The sequence below is a fragment of the Listeria sp. MAN/IMW/UF555 genome (assembly GCF_058684075.1).
Genome location: NZ_JBZWZS010000004.1, coordinates 90,945 through 113,059, shown reverse-complemented (window position 1 = coordinate 113,059; position 22,115 = coordinate 90,945). Strand labels below are relative to the sequence as shown.

21 protein-coding genes and 1 tRNA gene are annotated in these 22,115 nt (G+C 37.5%); 20 read left to right on the top strand and 2 right to left on the bottom strand.

Annotation, left to right across the window (positions count from 1 at the left end):
• Positions 1–6: 6 nt before the first annotated feature.
• The 15 genes from AC4PG8_RS12710 to bcaP all read left to right on the top strand — a co-directional run bounded on the left by AC4PG8_RS12710 (position 7) and on the right by bcaP (position 15,761).
• The gene (locus AC4PG8_RS12710; RefSeq protein WP_003763913.1) at positions 7–360 is read left to right on the top strand and encodes a phage holin family protein; all 354 of its coding nucleotides are present in this window, start codon (positions 7–9) and stop codon (positions 358–360) included.
• 186 nt (positions 361–546) lie between these two features.
• Positions 547–1,485, top strand: coding sequence for an HPr(Ser) kinase/phosphatase (gene hprK / locus AC4PG8_RS12705; RefSeq protein ID WP_003763911.1), 939 nt, complete (start codon positions 547–549; stop codon positions 1,483–1,485).
• A gap of 91 nt (positions 1,486–1,576) precedes the next feature.
• Positions 1,577–2,410 carry a prolipoprotein diacylglyceryl transferase gene (gene lgt / locus AC4PG8_RS12700; RefSeq protein WP_003772355.1) on the top strand — a complete coding sequence of 278 codons (834 nt, stop codon included), beginning with the start codon at positions 1,577–1,579 and terminating at the stop codon, positions 2,408–2,410.
• Between the two features lie 42 nt (positions 2,411–2,452).
• On the top strand, positions 2,453–3,106 hold the full coding sequence (gene ppaX, locus AC4PG8_RS12695; protein ID WP_003763908.1) for a pyrophosphatase PpaX: 654 nt from the start codon (positions 2,453–2,455) through the stop codon (positions 3,104–3,106).
• Positions 3,107–3,109: 3 nt separating this feature from the next.
• Entirely contained in the window at positions 3,110–3,607 is a 498-nt protein-coding gene (locus AC4PG8_RS12690; protein WP_185561643.1) for an acyltransferase, read from the top strand.
• 84 nt (positions 3,608–3,691) lie between these two features.
• On the top strand, positions 3,692–5,167 hold the full coding sequence (locus tag AC4PG8_RS12685; protein ID WP_070752455.1) for a tetratricopeptide repeat protein: 1,476 nt from the start codon (positions 3,692–3,694) through the stop codon (positions 5,165–5,167).
• Positions 5,168–5,244: 77 nt separating this feature from the next.
• Positions 5,245–6,204, top strand: a complete 960-nt coding sequence (trxB, locus tag AC4PG8_RS12680; protein WP_003772358.1) for a thioredoxin-disulfide reductase — start codon at positions 5,245–5,247, stop codon at positions 6,202–6,204.
• Positions 6,205–6,319: 115 nt separating this feature from the next.
• Positions 6,320–7,303 (top strand): UDP-glucose 4-epimerase GalE, encoded by a 984-nt coding sequence (galE, locus tag AC4PG8_RS12675; protein WP_045554286.1) that lies wholly within the window; start codon positions 6,320–6,322, stop codon positions 7,301–7,303.
• A gap of 15 nt (positions 7,304–7,318) precedes the next feature.
• Positions 7,319–8,380, top strand: coding sequence for an aldose epimerase family protein (locus AC4PG8_RS12670; protein WP_492170420.1), 1,062 nt, complete (start codon positions 7,319–7,321; stop codon positions 8,378–8,380).
• Positions 8,381–8,424: 44 nt separating this feature from the next.
• On the top strand, positions 8,425–10,155 hold the full coding sequence (locus AC4PG8_RS12665; RefSeq protein WP_185513225.1) for a phospho-sugar mutase: 1,731 nt from the start codon (positions 8,425–8,427) through the stop codon (positions 10,153–10,155).
• Between the two features lie 108 nt (positions 10,156–10,263).
• Positions 10,264–11,139 carry an RNase adapter RapZ gene (gene rapZ, locus AC4PG8_RS12660; RefSeq protein WP_003763899.1) on the top strand — a complete coding sequence of 292 codons (876 nt, stop codon included), beginning with the start codon at positions 10,264–10,266 and terminating at the stop codon, positions 11,137–11,139.
• A gap of 1 nt (position 11,140) precedes the next feature.
• Positions 11,141–12,109 (top strand): YvcK family protein, encoded by a 969-nt coding sequence (locus tag AC4PG8_RS12655; RefSeq protein WP_010991301.1) that lies wholly within the window; start codon positions 11,141–11,143, stop codon positions 12,107–12,109.
• Positions 12,110–12,116: 7 nt separating this feature from the next.
• Positions 12,117–13,088, top strand: a complete 972-nt coding sequence (gene whiA, locus AC4PG8_RS12650) for a DNA-binding protein WhiA (protein WP_185513224.1) — start codon at positions 12,117–12,119, stop codon at positions 13,086–13,088.
• A 25-nt stretch (positions 13,089–13,113) separates the two neighbouring features.
• A complete protein-coding gene (gene namA, locus AC4PG8_RS12645) occupies positions 13,114–14,130 on the top strand; it encodes an NADPH dehydrogenase NamA (RefSeq protein WP_003763892.1) in 1,017 nt (338 codons plus the stop codon).
• A gap of 239 nt (positions 14,131–14,369) precedes the next feature.
• On the top strand, positions 14,370–15,761 hold the full coding sequence (gene bcaP, locus AC4PG8_RS12640; protein ID WP_010991299.1) for a branched-chain amino acid transporter BcaP: 1,392 nt from the start codon (positions 14,370–14,372) through the stop codon (positions 15,759–15,761).
• A gap of 49 nt (positions 15,762–15,810) precedes the next feature.
• Here the strand turns inward: bcaP and clpP are convergent, their stop codons facing one another.
• Positions 15,811–16,407 carry an ATP-dependent Clp endopeptidase proteolytic subunit ClpP gene (clpP, locus tag AC4PG8_RS12635; protein WP_003768278.1) on the bottom strand — a complete coding sequence of 199 codons (597 nt, stop codon included), beginning with the start codon at positions 16,405–16,407 and terminating at the stop codon, positions 15,811–15,813.
• A gap of 157 nt (positions 16,408–16,564) precedes the next feature.
• Between clpP and AC4PG8_RS12630 the strand changes: the two genes are divergently transcribed.
• Together AC4PG8_RS12630 and AC4PG8_RS12625 are read left to right on the top strand one after the other, a co-directional pair.
• Entirely contained in the window at positions 16,565–18,001 is a 1,437-nt protein-coding gene (locus AC4PG8_RS12630; protein ID WP_492170419.1) for a lytic polysaccharide monooxygenase, read from the top strand.
• Between the two features lie 120 nt (positions 18,002–18,121).
• A tRNA-Arg gene (locus tag AC4PG8_RS12625) sits at positions 18,122–18,193 on the top strand.
• A gap of 53 nt (positions 18,194–18,246) precedes the next feature.
• Here AC4PG8_RS12625 and AC4PG8_RS12620 read toward each other — a convergent pair.
• Positions 18,247–18,582 carry a hypothetical protein gene (locus tag AC4PG8_RS12620; RefSeq protein WP_492170418.1) on the bottom strand — a complete coding sequence of 112 codons (336 nt, stop codon included), beginning with the start codon at positions 18,580–18,582 and terminating at the stop codon, positions 18,247–18,249.
• 190 nt (positions 18,583–18,772) lie between these two features.
• Between AC4PG8_RS12620 and AC4PG8_RS12615 the strand changes: the two genes are divergently transcribed.
• From AC4PG8_RS12615 to AC4PG8_RS12605, 3 genes are all read left to right on the top strand, one after another.
• On the top strand, positions 18,773–19,171 hold the full coding sequence (locus tag AC4PG8_RS12615; RefSeq protein WP_003772373.1) for a hypothetical protein: 399 nt from the start codon (positions 18,773–18,775) through the stop codon (positions 19,169–19,171).
• Between the two features lie 16 nt (positions 19,172–19,187).
• Positions 19,188–19,796: a TetR/AcrR family transcriptional regulator gene (locus AC4PG8_RS12610; RefSeq protein WP_010991256.1), complete on the top strand. Its 609-nt coding sequence runs from the start codon at positions 19,188–19,190 to the stop codon at positions 19,794–19,796.
• Between the two features lie 79 nt (positions 19,797–19,875).
• Positions 19,876–22,038: an MMPL family transporter gene (locus AC4PG8_RS12605; RefSeq protein ID WP_185562909.1), complete on the top strand. Its 2,163-nt coding sequence runs from the start codon at positions 19,876–19,878 to the stop codon at positions 22,036–22,038.
• Positions 22,039–22,115 lie beyond the last annotated feature (77 nt).

The following is a 22,115-nucleotide window of genomic DNA, read 5'->3' as shown; positions in this document are numbered from 1 at the left end:
TAAAATATGCGTTGGATTATAGGCGTAATCATTAACTCGGTGCTTTTTGTAGCATTATCTGGATTCTTTACAAGTTTCCACGTAGATGGATTCACGACGGCGCTACTAGCGAGTTTTATATTAGCAATTCTTAATATGCTAATTAGACCTATTTTACTCCTTTTAACTTTACCGATTAATATATTTACACTTGGGCTTTTCACCTTTGTGATTAATGCAATTATGCTTGAAATGACTACTTTCTTTATTGGAGATTCTTTCCAAATTGATGGTTTTGGTACAGCGTTGATTATTGCAGCAATTATGGCTTTTGCAAACATGATTATTAATTCCGTTTTATGGGGTAATAAAGAAAATTAAACATTCCAGTTACATTTTTAGGCTTCAAACGGCCTTTTAAATGTAGCTGGTTTTGCTGTGTAGAGCCATTTGGGAAGAAAGAGGTAGCTTGATTCTCTCTAAAGTGCTAAAATGATAAGGAGCTTTCTAAACAATATTTTGTAGCGAACAGTAATGGACTTTTATAATTCATTTGGAGGTACTTGCATGACAAAATCGGTTACGGTAAAGGATTTAAAGGAACGACTTAATTTAGAGCTAATTTGTTCAGAAACGGGACTTGAAAGACCAATTTTAACAAGTGATTTATCTCGGCCTGGTTTGGAACTTACTGGATTTTTCTCGTATTATCCAGAAGACCGTGTGCAGCTTTTTGGAATGACGGAAATTTCTTTTTCAGAAGGTATGGAGCCGGAAGAACGACTTAAAAGATATAAGCAAATGTGTACGAAACGGACGCCTGCTTTTGTGATTTCTCGAAATTTAGAAGTGCCGAAAGAATTAGTAGCAGCAGCGAAAGAAGCAGATATTCCAGTTCTTCGTTCGCGCTTAAAGACTACGCGTTTATCCGTTTATATTACGAACTATTTAGAAAGCAGACTGGCACCTGTTATCTCAATGCATGGTGTTTTAGTAGATATTTACGGACTTGGCGTTTTAATTACAGGTAGTAGTGGTGTTGGTAAGAGTGAGACCGCGCTCGAACTTGTAAAACGCGGACATAGACTCGTAGCGGATGATAATGTAGAAATTCGTCAAGAAGATGAAATGACGCTCATCGGTTCATCGCCAGCAATTATCGAGCATTTACTAGAGATTCGAGGCCTCGGAATTATTAATGTAATGACTTTATTTGGAGCAGGAGCTGTACGTTCCAGTAAAAAAATTACTATCGTTGTGCACCTTGAAAACTGGGACCCAGATAAGCATTATGATCGCGTTGGGTTGGACCAAGAGAAGACTAAAATCTTTGATATGGACATTCCAAAAATTACTGTTCCTGTTCGTCCAGGGCGAAATTTATCTGTTATTATAGAAGTAGCAGCAATGAATTTCCGTTTGAAAAATATGGGCTACAATGCGGCAGAACAATTTACACAAGACCTAAACAATTTAATAGGTCATAATAGTAGCATGAATGATTAAATAAATAGAGAAAAGTTCTCCGCAGCCTAAACAAACAGTACGATAATCTTGTTTGGTTGCGGAGTTGTCTTTTTTTGAAAGTAGGGGAATTATGGGTAATGGTGTTCAGCCACTTGATCCGGTGGCGATTCAAATTGGTAGTATTTCCGTAAAATGGTACGGAGTTATTATCGCTTCAGCTGTTGTAATTGCGTTACTTCTTGCGCTTAGTGAAGCAAATAAACGTAAAATGGACAAAGAAATTATTGTGGATTTACTAATATGGGCGATTCCAATTTCGATTATTAGTGCCCGCATTTATTATGTTATTTTTGAGTGGGATTTTTATAAGAATAATTTGGGCGAAATAGTGAAGATTTGGCATGGTGGAATCGCGATTTATGGTGCGTTAATTGGTGCCGTGCTAACTGCAGTCATTTTCTCGCGGATTAAGAAAATTTCGTTTTGGAAACTTGCGGATGTTGTTGCACCTAGTTTGATTATTGCTCAGGCTATTGGTCGTTGGGGTAATTTTATGAACCAAGAAGCTCATGGGGCGGAAACGACTCGAGCATTTCTTGAGGGCTTACATTTGCCAGAGTTTATTATCAACCAGATGTACATAGATGGTGCTTATTATCAGCCGACATTCTTATACGAGAGTTTATGGAATGTTCTTGGTTTTATCGTGTTATTAATTATTCGTCGGACCAAGATACGTAGTGGGGAACTTTTTCTTAGTTATGTAATTTGGTACTCGTTCGGAAGATTCTTTATCGAAGGAATGCGAACAGATAGTTTAATGTGGGGCGACTTTAGAGTTTCACAGGTTTTATCTTTACTGCTAATTGTGTTATCCATTGGTTTAATTATTTATCGTCGCGTGAAAATGAATCCGCCGTATTATATGGAAGATAAATTGGGTAAAGTAGCTAAAAAGAAATAAAAAGTTGGAGATTTTCGAGTTTGTATAAGAAAGGAAGAAATTATGACTGGGAAAATTACTACATTGTTATTTGACTTAGATGGGACACTGATAAATACGAATGAGTTGATTATTAAAACTTTCCAAGCAACATTACAAGAATTCTTACCTGACCGCGTTTTTACAAGAGAAGATATTTTACCGTTTATCGGTCCTTCGCTAATGGAAACGTTTCGGGAAATAAATCCAGCACATGCGGAAGAAATGCGTGTGTTTTACCGGGAATATAACTTGAAACATCATGATGATTTAATTTTAGAGTATGATGGAGTGTATGAAGCGATTCGAGCTTTATATGAAGAAGATTATAAACTAGGAATTGTATCGACGAAAATGTACGATACGATTATGCGAGGTCTTAAAGTGACTGGCTTGGATAAATTTTTCCAAGTGGTGATTGGGTTAGATCAAGTATCTAATGCAAAACCAGATCCAGAAGGTATTGAGATGGCTCTTTCTCTGCTAAATGCAACGAAAGAAGAAGCCATTATGATTGGTGATAATTATCATGATATTGAAGCTGGGAAAAATGCGGAAACGTTAACTGCTGGAGTAGCATGGGCGATTAAAGGTCCAGAACATTTGGCGCAGTTCCAACCAGACTTTATGTTAGAAAAAATGAGTGACCTGCTTGCTATTGTAAGGGACGAGGAATAAATTTTGAGACGGCTGAATAGGTTTAAGGCGCCGGATGAGAAAGTCAACACGCTTTTCCAGGTTTATAAAACCATTTCTTTTTGGAAAGTCGTAAAGAATACTGTAGTAGTTGAATTTGGACGTTTTTTTCCTTGGATGGGTGGTAAACGTAATATTTACCGTGCTTGTCTTGGAATGAAAATTGGTAAGAAAACTGCTATTGCCTATAAAGTTATGCCGGATTTATTTTTTCCTGAGAAGATTACGATTGGAGAAAATTCTATTATTGGCTATCATACGACAATTTTGACACATGAATATTTGTTGTCTGAGTATCATGTTGGAGAAGTCGTTATTGGTAAGAATGTGATGGTTGGGGCAAATGTAACCATTCTTCCTGGAATCGAAATAGGGGACGGGGCGATTGTTGCTGCTGGGGCAGTCGTTTCGAAGGATGTTCCGCCAGAAAGTTTTGCATATGGAAATCCTTTAGTAATAAAAGAAAAAGTTGCTTTTGAGTGAAATCAGAGTAGCTTTTTTTCTTGCCCAAAGAAATAAATTCTATGTTATACTCAGAAGAATAAGGATATTGTTGGAGGTGGGAAAATGGAAAAAGACAAAAAAACAACTGCAAAAATTTATCCATTTTATCCAAATGGTCAATTTTATTTTGAGCGTGGAGTAGAAGCGTTTCGTGAGCAAAGAATCAAAGAAGCGATTCGTTATCTAGTACGAGCGTCAGAACTTGAACCTGGAGAGCCAGTGATACTTTGTCAATTAGCAATTTGCTATACGGAGATCGGTCAATTTCATAAATCAAATCAATTACTAAGAGAGATAATGGAAAAACGTCTTGGTAATATGGAATACTGCTATTATTTTATAGCCAATAATTTTGCTTATATGAAAGATTATCGTAGGGCGCTTCAATATGCAAGTCGTTATTTAGAAATAGCAGCTGATGGAGACTATGCCGAAGAAGCTAAAGATTTAATTGAAGTATTACTCGAAGAAACGCCATTTGGTGAAACAATTGAAAATGGTTTTTCTAAATTAGAACAGGAATTTTATTCATATAAGAAAGAAATTAATCGTTATTTAGCGGAAGAAGATAGTGCTTCTGCATGTGATATTTTGAAAAAAGTTATTGATGAGAAACCGAACTTTTGGCCTGCCTATAATCAGCTAGCTGCACTTTATTTTGAGCAATTAAAAGAAGAGGAAGGCGTTAAGGTATTAAGCGATTTAATTGCAAGAAACCCGGGGAATTTATTGGGTTTATGTGACTTGTTTATTTATCATTTTTATAAAGGTAATCGGGAAGAAGCTGACTCACTTTACTCGGAGTTGCGGGATGTTTTGCCAGTTCTCTCGCATCATAAAGAAAAAATCGGCTTAATTCATGCGATGATGGGCGACTACGAAGAAGCAGATGATTTACTTGAACAAGTGGCGGATTTGGAAGTTACGGAGCGTAGTAAATACTATTATTATCGCGCAAAATCAGCATATTATTTAGATGAAGTTGAAGAGGCGAAAATGTTTTGGCATTCCTTTTTAGAGTGCGATTTATATGAAGATACTAGATTTCCTTGGGAGCAAGAGGCGGATTTAACCAATGATACTCGTTTAGTTTTAGAAATGCTTCAAGCGGAAAGTGATATGACGCATCTTCTTGGAGTCTATGCGATGACAGTCTCGGGAAATCGACCGGAATTTGTCCTATTTCATCCACTGCTTGATATGAGTAGTTGGTCGTATATGGAGCACTTGATGTTTACCGATTTTGATTATTTTCCAGATGGGAACGTAGAACAGAACTGCTACTTAATTATGAAAGCAATGACTATTTTACGAGAAAATGGGCTTTTGTTAAATGAAGAAAATCTTTCTTTATACGAAACGGTTTTTTCATTAGTCTTGATGGAAAATAGAAAAGAGCTCATTCTTGGTCGCTATACGATTGAAACGGTTGCTAGCGCGATCGCAAAAATATTTTTACCTGAAATGAAACTCGCTTCGGTAGATGAATTTGAATGTAGCAAGTGCGCAAGAGATATTGAGCAAGTTCTGAGCAGATAAATAGACCTTTTTGCTATTCCGTATTAGGATTAATTTAGACTAACTATTGTATACACATTAATGAGGAGGGCAAAAGGATGGCTAGTGAAGAAAAAATTTATGATGTGATTATTATTGGGGCGGGACCTGCTGGAATGACAGCGGCTTTATATACTTCCCGTGCAGATTTAGATACATTAATGATTGAACGTGGTGTACCAGGCGGACAAATGGTAAATACAGCAGAGGTAGAAAATTACCCTGGCTTTGACAGTATTTTAGGACCAGATTTATCCGACAAGATGCTTAGCGGGGCGAAACAATTCGGCGCTGAGTACGCTTATGGTGATATTAAAGAAGTTATTGACGGCAAAGAATTTAAAACTGTAACAGCAGGATCGAAAACGTATAAAGCCCGTGCGATTATTATTGCAACTGGAGCTGAACACCGTAAACTTGGCGCAGCTGGTGAAGAAGAGCTTAGCGGACGCGGCGTTTCTTACTGTGCAGTTTGTGATGGAGCATTCTTTAAAAATCGTGAGTTAGTCGTTGTTGGTGGCGGTGACTCGGCAGTTGAAGAAGGAACTTATTTGACTCGCTATGCAGATAAAGTAACAATTGTACACCGTCGTGATAAATTACGTGCACAACAAATTCTACAAGATCGTGCTTTTAAAGATGAAAAAGTTGATTTTATTTGGAATAACACGGTAGAAGAAATTATTGGCGATGGCAAAAAAGTTACTAGCGTCAAACTCGTTTCTACTGTTGACGGTTCTGAATCAATTATGCCAGTAGATGGTGTCTTCATCTATGTTGGGCTTGTACCACTTACGAAAGCATTTTTAAGTCTAGGTATTACTGATGAAGAAGGATATATCGTAACAGACGAAGAAATGCGTACAAATCTTCCTGGTATTTTTGCAGCGGGGGATGTACGTGCGAAAAGCTTACGCCAAATCGTAACAGCTACAGGTGATGGTGGACTTGCTGGACAAAATGCGCAAAAATATGTAGAAGAATTAAAAGAAGCTTTGGAAGCAGAAGCAGCTAAATAATAAAAAAACAAAAATGGATCTAAAGATTATTTATCTTAGGTCCATTTTTTTGCGTGACTACCTTGACCTGGGTAGTGTAAAATGAAATACAAAGACTAGTTAGGAGAGATAAATGATGAGTATTGTTGTACTTGGTGGAGCGGGCTATATTGGTTCTCATGCTGTAGATGAGCTGATTAATCGAGGTTATGAGGTAGTTGTGGTAGATAATTTAAGGACAGGTCATAAGGAATCTATTCACAAAAAAGCAAAATTTTATGAAGGTGATATCCGGGATAAAGCTTTTTTAAGTACTGTTTTTGAAAAAGAGTCTATTGATAGTGTGATTCATTTTGCCGCGAGTTCGCTTGTTGGTGAATCAATGGAAGTTCCTTTAGAATATTTGAATAATAATGTTTACGGTACGCAAGTTCTTTTAGAAGTTATGGAACAATATGGTGTTAAACATATTGTATTTTCTTCTAGTGCTGCGACATACGGGGAACCAGAGCGAGTTCCAATCACAGAAGATATGCCGACAAGTCCAGAAAGCACTTACGGTGAGACAAAGCTAATTATGGAAAAAATGATGAAATGGTGCGATAAAGCTTATGGAATGAAGTTTGTCGCGTTACGTTATTTTAATGTCGCTGGTGCAAAAGCGGATGGATCAATTGGTGAGGATCATAAACCAGAAACTCACTTAGTACCGATTATTTTACAAGTTGCTCTTGGTCAACGAGAAAAATTAGCAATTTATGGCGATGATTATAATACACCTGATGGTACATGTATTCGTGATTATGTTCAAGTAGAAGATTTAATTGATGCGCATATCCGCGCGCTTGAATATTTGAAAAAAGGTGGAGAAAGTAATATTTTCAACCTCGGCAGCAGCAATGGCTTTTCAGTGAAAGAAATGCTTGAAGCAGCTCGAATTGTAACTGGTAAAGAAATTCCAGCTGAAGTGGTACCGCGCCGGGCTGGTGACCCAGGGACGCTTGTTGCTTCTAGCGATAAAGCGCGTGAAATCCTTGGCTGGCAACCAACGTATACGGATGTAAAAGATATTATTGCTACTGCTTGGAACTGGCACGTGTCACATCCAAATGGCTATTAATAACTACGAAAGAATGTGGTTTATATCAAAGTATTAAAAGAACATTTTGGACAGTTGGAAGAAAATGATGTATGGCAATGGACATTAATAAATGACCATGGGATGAAAATGAGCGTTTTAAATTATGGCGCGATTGTTACTTCCATTGAAACGAAAGATAAATTTGGTGAATTTGCTAATATTAGCCTAGGTTTTTCGAATTTAGAGGATTATTTAGCATATTCGCCGTACTTTGGTGCAACGCTTGGTCCGGTGGCTGGGCGTATCACTAAAGGTCAATTTTCTTTGGATGGTAAAAAGTTTCAATTAACGCAAAATGAAGGCGCTAACCATCGTCATGGCGGGAAGCTTAATTTTAGTAAAAAGCTTTGGGATGTTTCGGTCGAAGAGAAATTAGATGAAGTGATTATGACGTTTACATACCACATGGCAGACGGCGAAAACGGCTATCCCGGGAATATTGATGCTACAATGACTTATACACTGAATAATAAGAACGAATGGCTAATTCACTATGAAGCAAAAACGGACAAACCAACTATTTATAATCCAAGCAATCATATTTATTTTAATTTAACAGGCGAGGCTGGTACAGATGTGTTATCGCACCAACTTTGGGTGAGTAGTGAGGCGTTTCTGCCAATAAATAATGAATCTTTGCCAACTGGAGCTATCGTGCCGACAGAAAATACTATTTTTGACTTGCGAGCAGGTCGTGAAATTGCTGAAATTACTAGGAGTCAAGACGAACAAATAAAACTAGTTGGCAGTGGACTGGATCATGCCTTTATTCTAAAACATGAAAACGGGCGACCTGATGCAGTGTTGTTTGATACGCAGTCGGGGCGGCGAGTAGAAATGGAAACAGAAGCTGACTCCGTGTTAATTTATACAGCTAATAGTCTAACTGGTAACTTTTCTATTCAAAACAAACCAGTACCGAAATATGCGGGTATCACGATGGAAACACAAGGATTGGTGGATGCGATTAATCATGAAGGATTCGGCAATATCGTATTAAGACCAGACCAACCATTTAAATCGAAAACAGCTTTTCGTTTTGCGGTTGAAAGCTAAGAATGATAAAAATGAAAGTAGCATAATGTGAAGGAGTGTCGGGAATGAACTGGCAAGTGGAATACCAAAAGTGGATTACAAATAAAGAATTAGATGAGTCGCTAAAAAAACAATTAGTAGATATAGAAAAGAATGAAAAAGAATTAGAAGATAGTTTTTATCGTAATATGGAATTTGGTACGGCGGGGATGCGTGGTGTTCTAGGAGCTGGAACAAATCGGATGAATATCTATACCATTCGAAAAGCGTCACTTGGTTTAGCGCAATTTGTAGCTGAAAACGGTGAAGAGGCTAAAAAGCGCGGAATTGTTATTGCTTATGATCCTCGTCATATGTCACGTGAATTTGCCTTTGAATCAGCGGCTGTTCTAGGGCACCATGGTGTTAAAAGTTATGTGTTCGATGCGCTTAGACCAACACCAGAACTTTCTTTTGCAGTTCGATTTTTAAATGCATTTGGTGGGATAGTAATTACAGCAAGCCATAATCCACCAGAATATAATGGCTATAAAATTTACGGAGAAGACGGTGGTCAAATGCCGCCAACTGGTGCAAGTGCCGTAATAGATTACATAAGTGCCGTGGAAGATATTTTTTCTGTAGAAGTAGCAGACCAAGACGAATTAATTGAAAAAGGTTTACTTGAAATAATTAGTGAAAAAGTGGACCGTCCTTATTTGGAAAAGTTAAAAGAAGTAATTGTTAATAATGAGTTGGTGCAAGAACGTGGTAAGGATTTGAAAATTGTTTTCACGCCATTACATGGTACAGGAGGGATTTTAGGCGTTCCTGCGCTTGAAAGTGTCGGCTTCACGAATATCGTTAAAGTAGAGGAACAATTTGTGAACGACCCTGATTTCGGTACTGTAAAATCACCTAATCCAGAAAATAAAGAAGCATTTTCGCTCGCAATTGAATATGGCAAAAAACATGATGGCGATATATTAGTAGGAACTGATCCGGATGCTGACCGTTTAGGAGTTGCAGTACGGAATAATGACGGGGAATATGAGATTTTATCCGGTAATCAAATTGGTGCGATAATTTTACATTACTTGTTAAAACAAAAGAAAGCGCAAAATGAACTACCAGAAAATGCGGCTGTTTTAAAATCAATTGTAACAAGTAATCTTGGGACGGAAATCGCGAAACACTTTGGTGCACAGATGATTGAAGTTTTAACAGGGTTCAAATTTATCGCGGAACAAATCAAGCATTTTGAGGAAACAGGGAAGCATACATTTGAATTTGGTTATGAAGAAAGTAATGGTTATATGGTTAAGTCGTTTACTCGTGATAAAGATGCTATTCAGGCAGTTCTCGCGATTTCTGAAGTGGCGCTTGTGAGCAAAACGGAAGGGCGGACTTTGCTAGAAGAGTTAGAACAAATTTATGCTGAATTTGGTTATTATAAAGAAGATTTAGTTTCGCTCACTTTAAGTGGAAAAGATGGATCAGAGCGCATTAAAGAAATTACAAGTGGCTTTAGAGAGCAACTTCCTACAAGCATGGGCGGTTTCCGAATTGAGCGCGCGGAAGATTATTTAAGAAGCGAAACTACTTGGATTGAAACAGGTAAAACTGAAGAGATTCAATTACCGACCGCAGATGTAATTAAATGTTATTTTGAAGATGGTTCATGGTTCTGCTTGCGTCCATCAGGCACCGAACCGAAAATCAAATTCTATTTTAGCATTCGCGGTGAAAATGAAGCAGAAAGCACGCAAAAACTTGAAAAAGTAAAAGCTGATTTGATGCAATATATCGAAGCTTAAAAAAGAAAAATCCCGGAAACTCTATTTAGAGACTTTTCCGGGATTTTCTAGTGGGAAGTGTGCTAAAATGAAAGGTAGATATTATTTGTGCGAAAGGATGAGGCGTATATGGCTTCTAAACAATTAAAATTAGTAATTATTACTGGGATGTCTGGGGCAGGGAAAACAGTTGCAATGCAGTCTTTAGAAGATCTCGGTTATTTTTGTGTAGATAATTTACCGCCAAGTTTGCTTCCGAAATTTTGGGAGTTAATGAAAGAAAGCGATAAGATGGATAAAATCGCGCTCGTAATGGATCTTCGTGGTCGTGAGTTTTTCGACTCCATTGAACCAGCGCTAGATGAACTAGATAATACCAATTTTATAACAACGAAAATCCTCTTTTTAGAGGCTGATGATAAGGTGCTTGTTTCGCGTTATAAAGAAACACGCCGCCACCATCCACTGGAGCCTAATGGTTCTGTGCTTGACGGAATTAATGCTGAGCGTGAACTGCTTAGTGATTTAAAAGGGCGCTCGCAGTTAGTAATTAACACTTCCAATATGGCGCCGCGTGAACTTAGAGAACGAATTAACAATGAATTTCAAACAGAAGACAAGGATGTTTTTAATGTCCAATTAATGTCGTTTGGCTTTAAATATGGTATTCCAATTGATGCAGATTTAGTATTTGATGTTCGTTTCTTACCAAATCCGCATTATATTGATAAGATGCGCCCACTGACAGGGCTTGATGAAGATGTTTATGAGTACGTGATGAAATGGCCAGAAACAATGGCGTTTTTAGATAAATTAGTTGATTTATTAATGTTTACTCTTCCTTTTTACAAACGAGAAGGAAAAACGCAGCTTGTGATTGCAATTGGATGTACGGGAGGACAGCATCGTTCTGTTGCTTTAACAGAATATGTTGGTAAAGCAATCCAGCAAAAATATGAAACAACGATTTCACACCGAGATATGAAACGTAGAAAGGAACGCTAATATGAGCAAAGAAACGAAGCCGAAAGTAGTCGTTATAGGCGGCGGAACAGGTCTCCCAGTCGTTTTAAAAGGGCTTAAGAAAAAAGAGATTCATTTAACAGCGATTGTTACAGTTGCTGATGATGGCGGTAGTTCTGGTAAAATTCGCGAACAAATGGACGTTCTTCCTCCTGGAGATATTCGTAACGTCATGCTTGCTTTATCTAATGTTGATCCGCGTGTAGTAGACTTGTTCCAATATCGTTTTGCTGTAGATGGGGATTTATCAGGTCATGTGATTGGTAACTTGATTTTGACGGCATTATCGCAACTTAATGATAGTTACGTTGATGCAATAAATGTTCTTGCTACCGTACTAAAAATTCGTGGTAAAGTCATTCCAGCAACCGACCAACCACTTATTTTAAATGCAGAAATGGAAGATGGATCAATTGTCCACGGCGAGTCGCTTATTCCACTTCAAGGCAAACACATTAATCGAGTATTTATAGAACCAGAAAATGTGAAACCATATCCAACAGCAGTAGAAGCAGTTAAAGAAGCAGATTTGATTGTTATTGGTCCTGGAAGCTTATATACAAGTATTTTACCTAATTTATTATTAGAAGAATTAGCTGAAGAAATTACAGCAAGTAAAGCCCAGAAAGTATACATTACGAACATTTTAACGCAAATTGGGGAAACAGACTTTTTCTCAGATGCGGATCATATTAAAGTCATCCACGAACATGTTGGTAAATCTTTTATCGATAAAACGTTAATTAACACTACAACTGTTCCAAAAGAATTACTATTTCCTGAAGATGTGGCGCAAGTGGAGCATAATGCGGAAGAAATGGAAAAACTTGGAGTAGAAGCTATTTATCAAGATTTTCTTTCTACAGAAGATGGCCTTGTGCGCCACGCAGCTGATAAGGTGGCGGATGCGCTTTTAGCAATGTTGCCTAATAAAAATAATGAAAAGGAGTGAGTAAGCCATGTCATTTGCATCGGAAACGAAGAAAGAATTAACCCATATGAACGTAAGTGATAGCGATGCAAAAGTGGAACTCGCAGCTTTTATTCGAATGAATGGCGCAATCTCGTTTTCGAATCAATTAGTTATAATGGATGTCCAAACAGAGAATGCAGCTATAGCTAGACGAATGTACCAATTACTAAAAGATTTGTATGAAGTGCCAATTGAACTTCTAGTACGTCGCAAAATGAAACTGAAAAAAAATAATGTCTATATTGTGCGATTAAAGTCTGGCACGCGAGGGATTTTAGAAGATTTACGAATTCTTGAACCTCCAATGACGTTTACTAAGTCAATTGATAGGGGATTTGTTAAGAAGAGGAGCGCCAAACGTGCTTATTTACGTGGAGCCTTTTTGGCAAGTGGATCAGTTAATAACCCGGAAACTTCATCGTATCATTTAGAAATTTTTTCTGTTTATGAGGAGCATAATGAGGCGATTTGCGCTTTAATGAATCAATTCGATCTCAATGCGCGAACCCTTGAACGGAAAAACGGTTTTATTACCTATTTGAAAGAAGCGGAAAAAATCACGGAATTCTTAAGTATTATTGGTGCAACTAGTGCGCTTCTTCATTTTGAAGATGTTCGGATTATGCGCGATATGCGAAATTCAGTGAATAGGTTAGTTAACTGTGAAACAGCGAATCTCAATAAAACTATTAACGCTGCTGTTAGGCAAATTGATAACATTAAGTATATCCAGTCGACAGTTGGACTTGAAGCTTTACCAGAACGACTGCGTGAAATTGCCGCGCTTCGGATTGCAAATGAAGATGTTACTTTAAAAGAGTTAGGTGAAATGCTAACAACTGGTCAAGTAAGTAAATCAGGCATTAACCATCGTCTTCGCAAACTGGATCAAATTGCAGAACGACTTAGAAGCGGTGAAACTCCAGCGCAAGTAGGGTTAAAAGTTAGCAATAGTTAATTAAAAGAAAAGGATGCGAATTAGAATGTCAAAATTATTTTCAGAATATAAATTAAAAGATGTAACGCTAAAAAACAGAATTGTTATGTCGCCAATGTGTATGTATTCAGTAGAAAATAAAGACGGGATCGCAACAGACTTTCATTTTGCGCATTACGTTTCAAGAGCAGCTGGCGGTACCGGTCTTGTAATATTAGAGGCTACTGCGGTTCAAGAAGTAGGTAGAATTTCTGAATTTGATTTAGGCTTATGGAATGATGAGCAAGTTCCAGCTTTAAAACGACTTGTGGATGGCCTTCATTATCACGGAGCAAAAGCAGGTATTCAATTAGCGCACGCTGGTCGAAAAGCTGTTTTACCAGGCGAAATTGTAGCTCCTTCTGCAATTCCTTTTGACGAAAAATCTGCTAAACCAGTAGAACTTACGAAAGAAGCAATTAAAGAAGTTGTCGCTGATTTTAAACGGGCAGCGTACCGGGCTAAGGAAGCTGGCTTTGATGTAATCGAGATTCACGCAGCGCACGGTTATTTAATTCATCAGTTCCTTTCCCCAATTTCAAACCGTCGCGAAGATAATTACGGCGGACCTGCTGGCAATCGTTATAAAATTTTAAGTGATATTATTAAGGCGGTAAAAGAAGTATGGGATGGCCCGATTATTGTTCGAGTTTCCGCTACTGATTATGCACATGGCGGCTTGCAATTAGAAGACCACATTCCTTTTGCCAAATGGATGAAAGCAGATGGCGTGGAATTAATTGATGTAAGTACAGGTGGTTTGGTCAACGTAGCACCACCAGTTTTCCCGGGTTATCAAGTACCGTTTGCTGATGAAATTCGCCGCGGGGCTGGCATTGCAACTGGAGCGCTTGGGCTGATTACACGAGGTGAGCAAGCGGAAGAAATTTTATGCAACGAACGAGCAGATTTAATTATCATCGGTCGAGAATTATTGCGAAATCCTTATTTTGCTAAAGAGGCTGCTGAAACGTTAGGTGAAACAATCGAAGCGCCAAAACAATATTCACGAGCTTGGAAATAATTAATAAAGCTTGAAGACCACAACTTGTCGTCTTCAAGCTTTTTTATTTAAACTGATTGGATGTAAATGTAATTTCAAGTAATACAACACTAAAAAATTTTTTACATTTTAAATAAAGTTATACATATGTGGTATATTTTTCAGTGTGTTTGTGGTAGTATGAATAATAGTTTTCTAGTTAGTTTAAAAATACACAAATAAATTAACTGAAAATTGGAATATAAGTAGGAGGGATTTTTATGACGAAAGTTAATTCTTTTTTCAGAAAAAAGAGTTTTCATAACCCAGCGACAGATAAACATCATTTAAACAAAACTTTAGGCGCATTTGATTTAACAATGCTTGGAGTTGGAGCGGTTGTTGGGGGTGGGATATTCATTCTTCCAGGACAGGTAGCTTCTGTCATAGCGGGACCAGGAATTATTATTTCATTTATTATTGCAGGCATTGCTTGTTGTTTGGCGGCTCTTTGTTATTCGGAATTCGCTTCAAAACTGCCAGTCGCGGGTAGCGCTTATACATACAGCTATCACGTATTTGGAGAAGGAGTAGCGTGGATTCTTGGCTGGTCGCTTATTTTGGAATACGGACTTGCGGTAGCAGCGATTGCAAGTGGTTGGTCATCTTATATGAAGAGCTTGCTAGCGGGTTTTGATTTACACATTCCAACAGCTATATCTTCCGCTTATAACCCAAGCGCAGGTACTTACTTTGATTTACTCGCTTTTGTAGTAGTTATGGTTATTGGAATTTTACTTAGTTTTGGTATTCGCGAATCTACGAGAGTAAATAATATAATGGTGTTAGTAAAAATTGCAGTTGTTGTTTTATTTATTATCGTAGGTGCATTCTATGTGAAGCCAGATAATTGGACGCCGTTTTTACCATTTGGAGTGCAAGGTGTAATTACGGGAGCTTCTACCGTTTTCTTTGCTTATATTGGTTTTGACGCCGTATCTAGCGCAGCGGAAGAAGTAAAAAATCCGCAAAAAAATATGCCAATCGGGATTATCGCTTCCTTGGCAGTTTGTACGTTGCTTTATATTTTATTATCAGCAGTTCTTACCGGCGTTGTTCCGTACACTGACTTAGTTGGAGTTAGTGCACCAGTTGCTTTTGCGCTTCAAGCGATTAATCAAAACTGGATTGCAGGCTTGCTTTCAGTTGGAGCAATTGTTGGAATGACAACAGTTGTGCTTGTTATGTCTTATGGTGGAACAAGATTATTGTTTGCGATGGGACGTGACGGACTACTACCAAAATCTTTTTCAAAAATCAGCAAGAACGATACCCCAGTTAGAAATACAATGATTTTTGCGACAGTAATGGGATTGATTGCCTCGACAGTACCAATGGAAGATTTGGCACAATTAATTAATATCGGTACACTATTTGCTTTTGCGATGGTTTCAGTCGGAATTTTCTTCTTACGTCGCAACCCTGAGCTTAATCAAAAAGGCTTTAAGACACCGTTTTATCCAGTGGTACCAGCACTTTCGTTTTTACTTTGTGTATACTTAATGCTTAATTTATCTAAAACAACTTGGATTGCGTTTGGTGTTTGGTTTGTACTTGGGATTATTGTTTATACATTCTATGGAAGAAAACATTCTGCTTTACGTTTAAAATAAGGCAACAAAAAAGTGGGCTTGTAATTTCAAGCCCACTTTTTTTATTTAATCAGCCTTTTAAGCCAGATTTATTAACGATGATGTCATCAATTAAACCATAATCTTTTGCTTCTTGAGCAGTCATGAAATTATCACGATCTGTATCGCGAGCGATTACTTCATAAGGTTGCCCAGTTTTTTCAGCCATGATAGTATTCATACGTTCTTTGATTTTTAGAATATGACGAGCAGCAATTTCAATTTCAGTTGCTTGGCCTTGAGCGCCGCCTAGTGGTTGGTGAATCATGATTTCTGCATTCGGAAGAGCAAAACGTTTACCATTTGCACCGGCTGTTAGTAAGAATGATCCCATTGAAGCAGCCATTCCCATACCGATAGTTTGCACGTCAGCTTTAACGAAATTCATTGTATCGTAAATTGCCATCCCAGCTGAAATACTTCCTCCTGGAGAGTTGATATATAAGAAAATATCTTTTTCAGGATCTTGTGCATCTAAGAATAATAATTGGGAAACAATTGAGTTAGCAACATTATCATCAATTGCAGAGCCTAACATAATAATTCTGTCTTTTAATAAACGAGAATAAATGTCGTATGCGCGTTCACCACGGCTAGTTTGTTCAATTACTGTTGGAATTAAGTTCATATCAAGATTCCTCCTGTTAAATTGTATATTTTAATTTAGCTTTGTTTATATCATACACGAATGGTCAAATTAGGTCAAATGATAAAGTTTGGAGCAAACTATTTTTAAAAAAATTAACAAAAAGGTATAATGAACTATACTGAAAGGAAGGTGCACCATGAATAAATTTTCAAAAATTGGAATGTTTTTTGTTGTTGCAATATTATCTGTCGTCCTCTTCGAAACAAATGTCTCTGCTCATGGATACATATCTAAACCAGCGAGTCGGATATATTTAGCTAATCAAGGGATTAATACGGGAGTCGGGGCAGCACAGTACGAGCCACAAAGCGTAGAAGCACCAAAAGGATTTCCAGCAAGTGGCCCTGTTGATGGCAAAATTGCAGGCGGAGGAAAATACTCACTGTTAGATGCTCAAACACAAGATCGATGGGCAAAAGTAGATGTAGAATCAGGCCCATTAACTGTAGAATGGACTTTAACAGCGCCACATAGAACAAGTAGTTGGGATTATTTTATTACCAAAAAAGGTTGGGATCCAAATAAACCTTTAACACGAGCAGACTTTGAACCATTAGCAGCAATTACAGCTGATGGTAGCGTACCGGATAGATTATCAAAACAAGAAATAACTATTCCAAATGATCGTTCTGGTTATTATGTTATCTTAGGTGTTTGGTCAATTGCAGACACTGGAAATGCATTTTACCAAGTTATCGACGCAAACATCATTAATTCTGATATTGAACCAATTGTAGACAATGAAGCACCTACTGAACCGACTAATTTAACAGGAACAACCACTGCTAAAAAAGTAAGTTTAACATGGACTGCTTCTAAGGATAATGTAGGAATTAAAGGATATGAAATTTTACGTGATGGAAAAGTAATCGGGGAAAGTCAAGTTTCCGCATACGAAGATACAACTGTAAAAGACAATACAACCTATACGTATACAGTGCGCGCAAAAGATTTTTCTGGTAATACATCTTCACTTAGTAACAGCGCTAAATTAACAACGAAAGAAGCACCAGCCGTTGATAAAGAAGCTCCAACAGCGCCAAAAGGTTTAATGTCACATGCACAAACAGACACTACTATTGCACTTTGTTGGCAAGCCTCAACGGACAATGTTGAAGTGAAAAATTATGAACTATATCGAAATAATACGAAAATCGCAACAACGACTTCCACGATGTTTGAAGATACAAAGCTAGCAAGTGACACAAGTTATAGCTACAAAGTATATGCAGTTGATACATCAGGTAATCGTTCACTAGTAAGTAACGAAATCACAGCCAAAACTAAACCACTAGACCCAATGAATACTTGGAAAGCTGATCGAATTTATAATGCAGGCGATCAAATTTATTATAATGGGATAGCTTACACAGCGAAATGGTGGACTAAAGGTAACGCACCAGATACGAGTGATGTATGGAAATCAAACAGCACCGAATTGCCAGTTTGGAACACCCAAAAAGCCTATAATGGCGGAGAAAAAGTTTCATACAATGGTAAAATCTACCAAGCAAAATGGTGGGTACGAGGTGAAAAACCAGATAGTTCATCTATTTGGATAGTGGTAAATTAACTATTGAAGCCAGCAAATCTCAGGATGCGCTGGCTTCTTCATTCAAAATAAAGCTTGTAAAAACATACGAATTTCGCTATAATTATTATTCGTACGGTAAACATTTTCTTTGTACATAAAGCCCTCGTGGTGCAACGGATAGCACGTAAGATTCCGGTTCTTAAAATGGGGGTTCGATTCCCTCCGAGGGCATAAAAAAACATCTCACAATTGGCGAAAGCTCATTTGTAAGATGTTTTTATTTTTTATTTAAAAATCGTATTTTTTACTTTCCAATCTTCTAGCTTAATAAAAACCCAGAAACCATAAATTCCGATAGTAATAATAGTTAGAAGTAACCATTTAATCCAGTGTCCAAAAAGTCCAAAGGCTGATCCTTGGAATTTCAAACGTTTGCCTTCGATAACAGTATGATTAATTTTCCAACCATAAACCATGCATAAAGCCCATGGATAGCAAATCCCAATTGTACAAATCGTCACCAAAGTGCCAAGTATTATCCAACCAATATATTGCAGTAAACCTCCATCAAAAAATGATGTTCTCCCGTTTCGTGTTTCAATGATGTGCTGTTCTTCCATTCTCTTACCAACTTCCTTTTTAATATTTATATAATCGCAATAACGTTTATACTAACTTTTTAAATGCCAAGATTGATATTACCATGTTTAGTAGAAGAGATAAATACCTTATTTAACTTTCTGCTAAAATTAGTCTACTTCAACCCAGCATTTTCTGGTAAAATATAAATCAGCAAGGGAGGCGCTTATTTTGGCTGCTAGTTTGAAAGAACGGTTAGAAAAAGAAGTAAGAACATATAGCGAAGATAATCATTTGAACGTTCAAACAATTGATTTTTTATATGCAGGACCTCATATGCGAGGACGCCACTCGCTTATTTTAGCCTTTACGGAAGCTGGAATTTTTACATTTGTTTTCAAATTAAGTGACGCAGAAATGCACTTTTTAGATGCAAAAACGATTCAACAAATTGCGCTAGTTAAAAAGAAATTGGTGTACCGTTTATTTATCCGTGCGGTAACAGAGGACGGCGAACTAGAAGAAGGAAAATATCTTGTAAGTAAACGAGTTCTAGGACGGAAATGGCACAAAGAAACTTTACAAAAATTAATTGATAAAAACATACAACTACTTACTACAAACAAATGAGAAAGGTGGGGTAATGATGGAAAAGAAACGAACTCGGGCAGAAGAACTAGGAATAACAAGAAGAAAAATTCTCGACACAGCGCGGGATTTATTCATGGAAAAAGGTTACCGGGCAGTGTCAACAAGAGAAATTGCTAAAATCGCCAAAATTACCCAACCAGCACTTTATCATCATTTTGAAGATAAAGAATCACTTTATATTGAAGTAGTTCGTGAACTGACGCAGAATATTCAGGTGGAAATGCATCCGATTTTACAATTGAATAAGCCGAAAGAAGAACAGTTACATGATATGTTGATTATGTTAATTGAAGAACATCCGACTAATATTTTACTAATGATTCACGATATTCTTAATGAAATGAAGCCGGAAAATCAGTTTTTACTATATAAGTTATGGCAACAAACATATTTAATGCCGTTTCAACAATTTTTTGAGCGCTTAGAAAATGCAGGAGAGTTGCGCGCGGGTGTCAGTGCTGAAACGGCTGCACGATACTGCTTGTCAACTATTAGCCCACTATTTTCTGGTAAAGGTAGTTTCGCTCAAAAACAAACGACTACAGAACAAATTGATGAATTAATTAATTTAATGATGTTTGGCATTTGTAAAAAAGAGGTATAATTTAGCGTGCTTCTTTTTTTGGCGTTTCACTTATCATTTGATAAACGAAAAAAATAAGCAAACTAAAGGGGGATTTATAATGAAAGATGGATTTTTAAGTAAAATAGCCAGTTTTGTAGGTGGCAAGAAAGGTCGATTTATAACACTAGGTATATGGATTATCGCTATTATTATTTTACAGTTTTTCTTTCCAAAAGCTGCTGATTACAAAGACGATGCAGCGAAAGATTTACCTAGTTCAGAGCCTTCAGTAGTTGCTCAAAAACTAATTGATGATAAATTTGCTGGGACAGACGGGACGCCCGCACTTATTACTTGGTATCGTTCAACTGGCTTAACAACAGCAGATTTAGCTAATATTCAAAAATACAGCAAAGAATTAACTAAAAACCCAGTTGACTTCCAAAAAATGGCAGTTCCATATGATAAAATGCCACCAGTTGCGTTAAAACAACAAGTTTCTAAGGATGGAACCACTTTTATTCAAACCGTTATTATGAAAGATAGTGCGACGTCAGATCAACTAGCTGAGAGCTTTAAACAACTCGAAACAACTGCTAAAGAAACAATTGGAGAAGATCCTTTTGCGAAGAAAGTGTCAGCTGATGACACACTAGTTGCTCGGACAACGGGGCCAGCAGGTATCAGTGTGGATGCGAGCGGATTATTTAAAGACGCAGATGTTTCACTGTTAATTGGTACGGTTCTTCTTGTTCTAGTCTTTTTATTAGTTATTTATCGTTCGCCAATTTTGGCATTAATTCCTTTGATTGCAGTAGGGTTTGCTTATTTAGTAATTACCCCGATTCTTGGATTACTCGCAAAAGAAGGGATTATCACATATGGTTCACAAGGGCTCTCGATAATGACCGTATTACTATTTGGTGCTGGAACAGATTACTGTTTATTCTTGATTGCTAGATTCCGAAGCCATTTACACACAGAAAAAAATCGTTTCCAAGCATTTAAAGAAGCTTTTAGTGGGACAGCGGGGGCAATTGCGCTTAGTGGCTTGACTGTTATGGCGGCGTTACTTCTACTTTTAGCTGCCGAATACGGTTCGTTCCATAACTTTGCCGTACCTTTTAGTTTGGCGATTTTCATTATGATGATTTCTTCGTTAACACTTGTACCAGCGCTACTTGGCTTATTTGGTCGTGTTTCATTCTGGCCATTTATCCCAAGAACAATAGAAATGGAAGAAGCCCGTGCAAAGAAAAAAGGGAAAACACCGAAACACCACAAAGAAAACCGTTTTTGGCATAAAATTGGTGAAATGTCTGCAAAACATCCCGTGCGTATTTTGATTATTACTTTAATCATCCTAATTGGCTGTGGAATTTTCACGACTCAAGTCAAATATACGTATGATACACTTTCGACATTCCCAGAAGACATGCCATCTCGAGAAGGTTTCACACTAATTAGTGATCATTTTGGTGCTGGTATGCTCGCACCAATGGAAGTGGTTGTTAATTCCAAAGAATCAATGAAAAGTTCGCTTGAAAATGTGGATGGAGTAGCTTCGGTTACTGGGCCAGAACGAAGCAAGGGGTACCAAAAATACACACTTATTTTGAAAGACAATCCTTATAGCAATGAAGCAATGGATGTCGTACCAAAAGTTCGCGCCGCTGCTGATAAAGGTAATGATGTTTATATAGCTGGCCAAACAGCAACACAATATGATGACCGTGCAGTGACACAGCATGATGAAAAAGTGATTATCCCACTCGTAATTGCCTTGATTGCCATTTTACTACTTTGTTATTTACGTTCAATTACAGCAATGCTTTACTTAGTGGCAACAGTTCTACTTTCATTCGTTGGAGCACTCGGACTTGGTTGGGTCATTATCCATTATGCAATGGGAGTAGAGGCTATTTCTGGCTTGATTCCACTATATGCCTTTGTCTTTATTGTGGCACTCGGGGAAGATTACAATATCTTTATGATTTCTAGTATTTGGAAAAACAGCAAGACAATGCCGCTTCGAAAAGCCATTACAGAAGGTGTTGGTCAAACTGGTGGAGTTATCACTTCCGCAGGTTTAATATTAGCGGGAACGTTTTGTGTTTTAACCACGCTGCCAATCCAGCTATTAGTACAATTCGGTTTAATTACTGCGATTGGTGTATTACTAGACACATTTATCGTTCGTCCATTCCTTGTTCCATCAATTACCGTACTCCTTGGAAAATGGGCATTTTGGCCAGGTAAACAACATAAAATGACAAAATAATAATGTCCTAATTAAACTTCTTGTCTATTCCTCTGAAAGGTATATAATAGATGTATCTAAAAGGAGGAACGACAGAA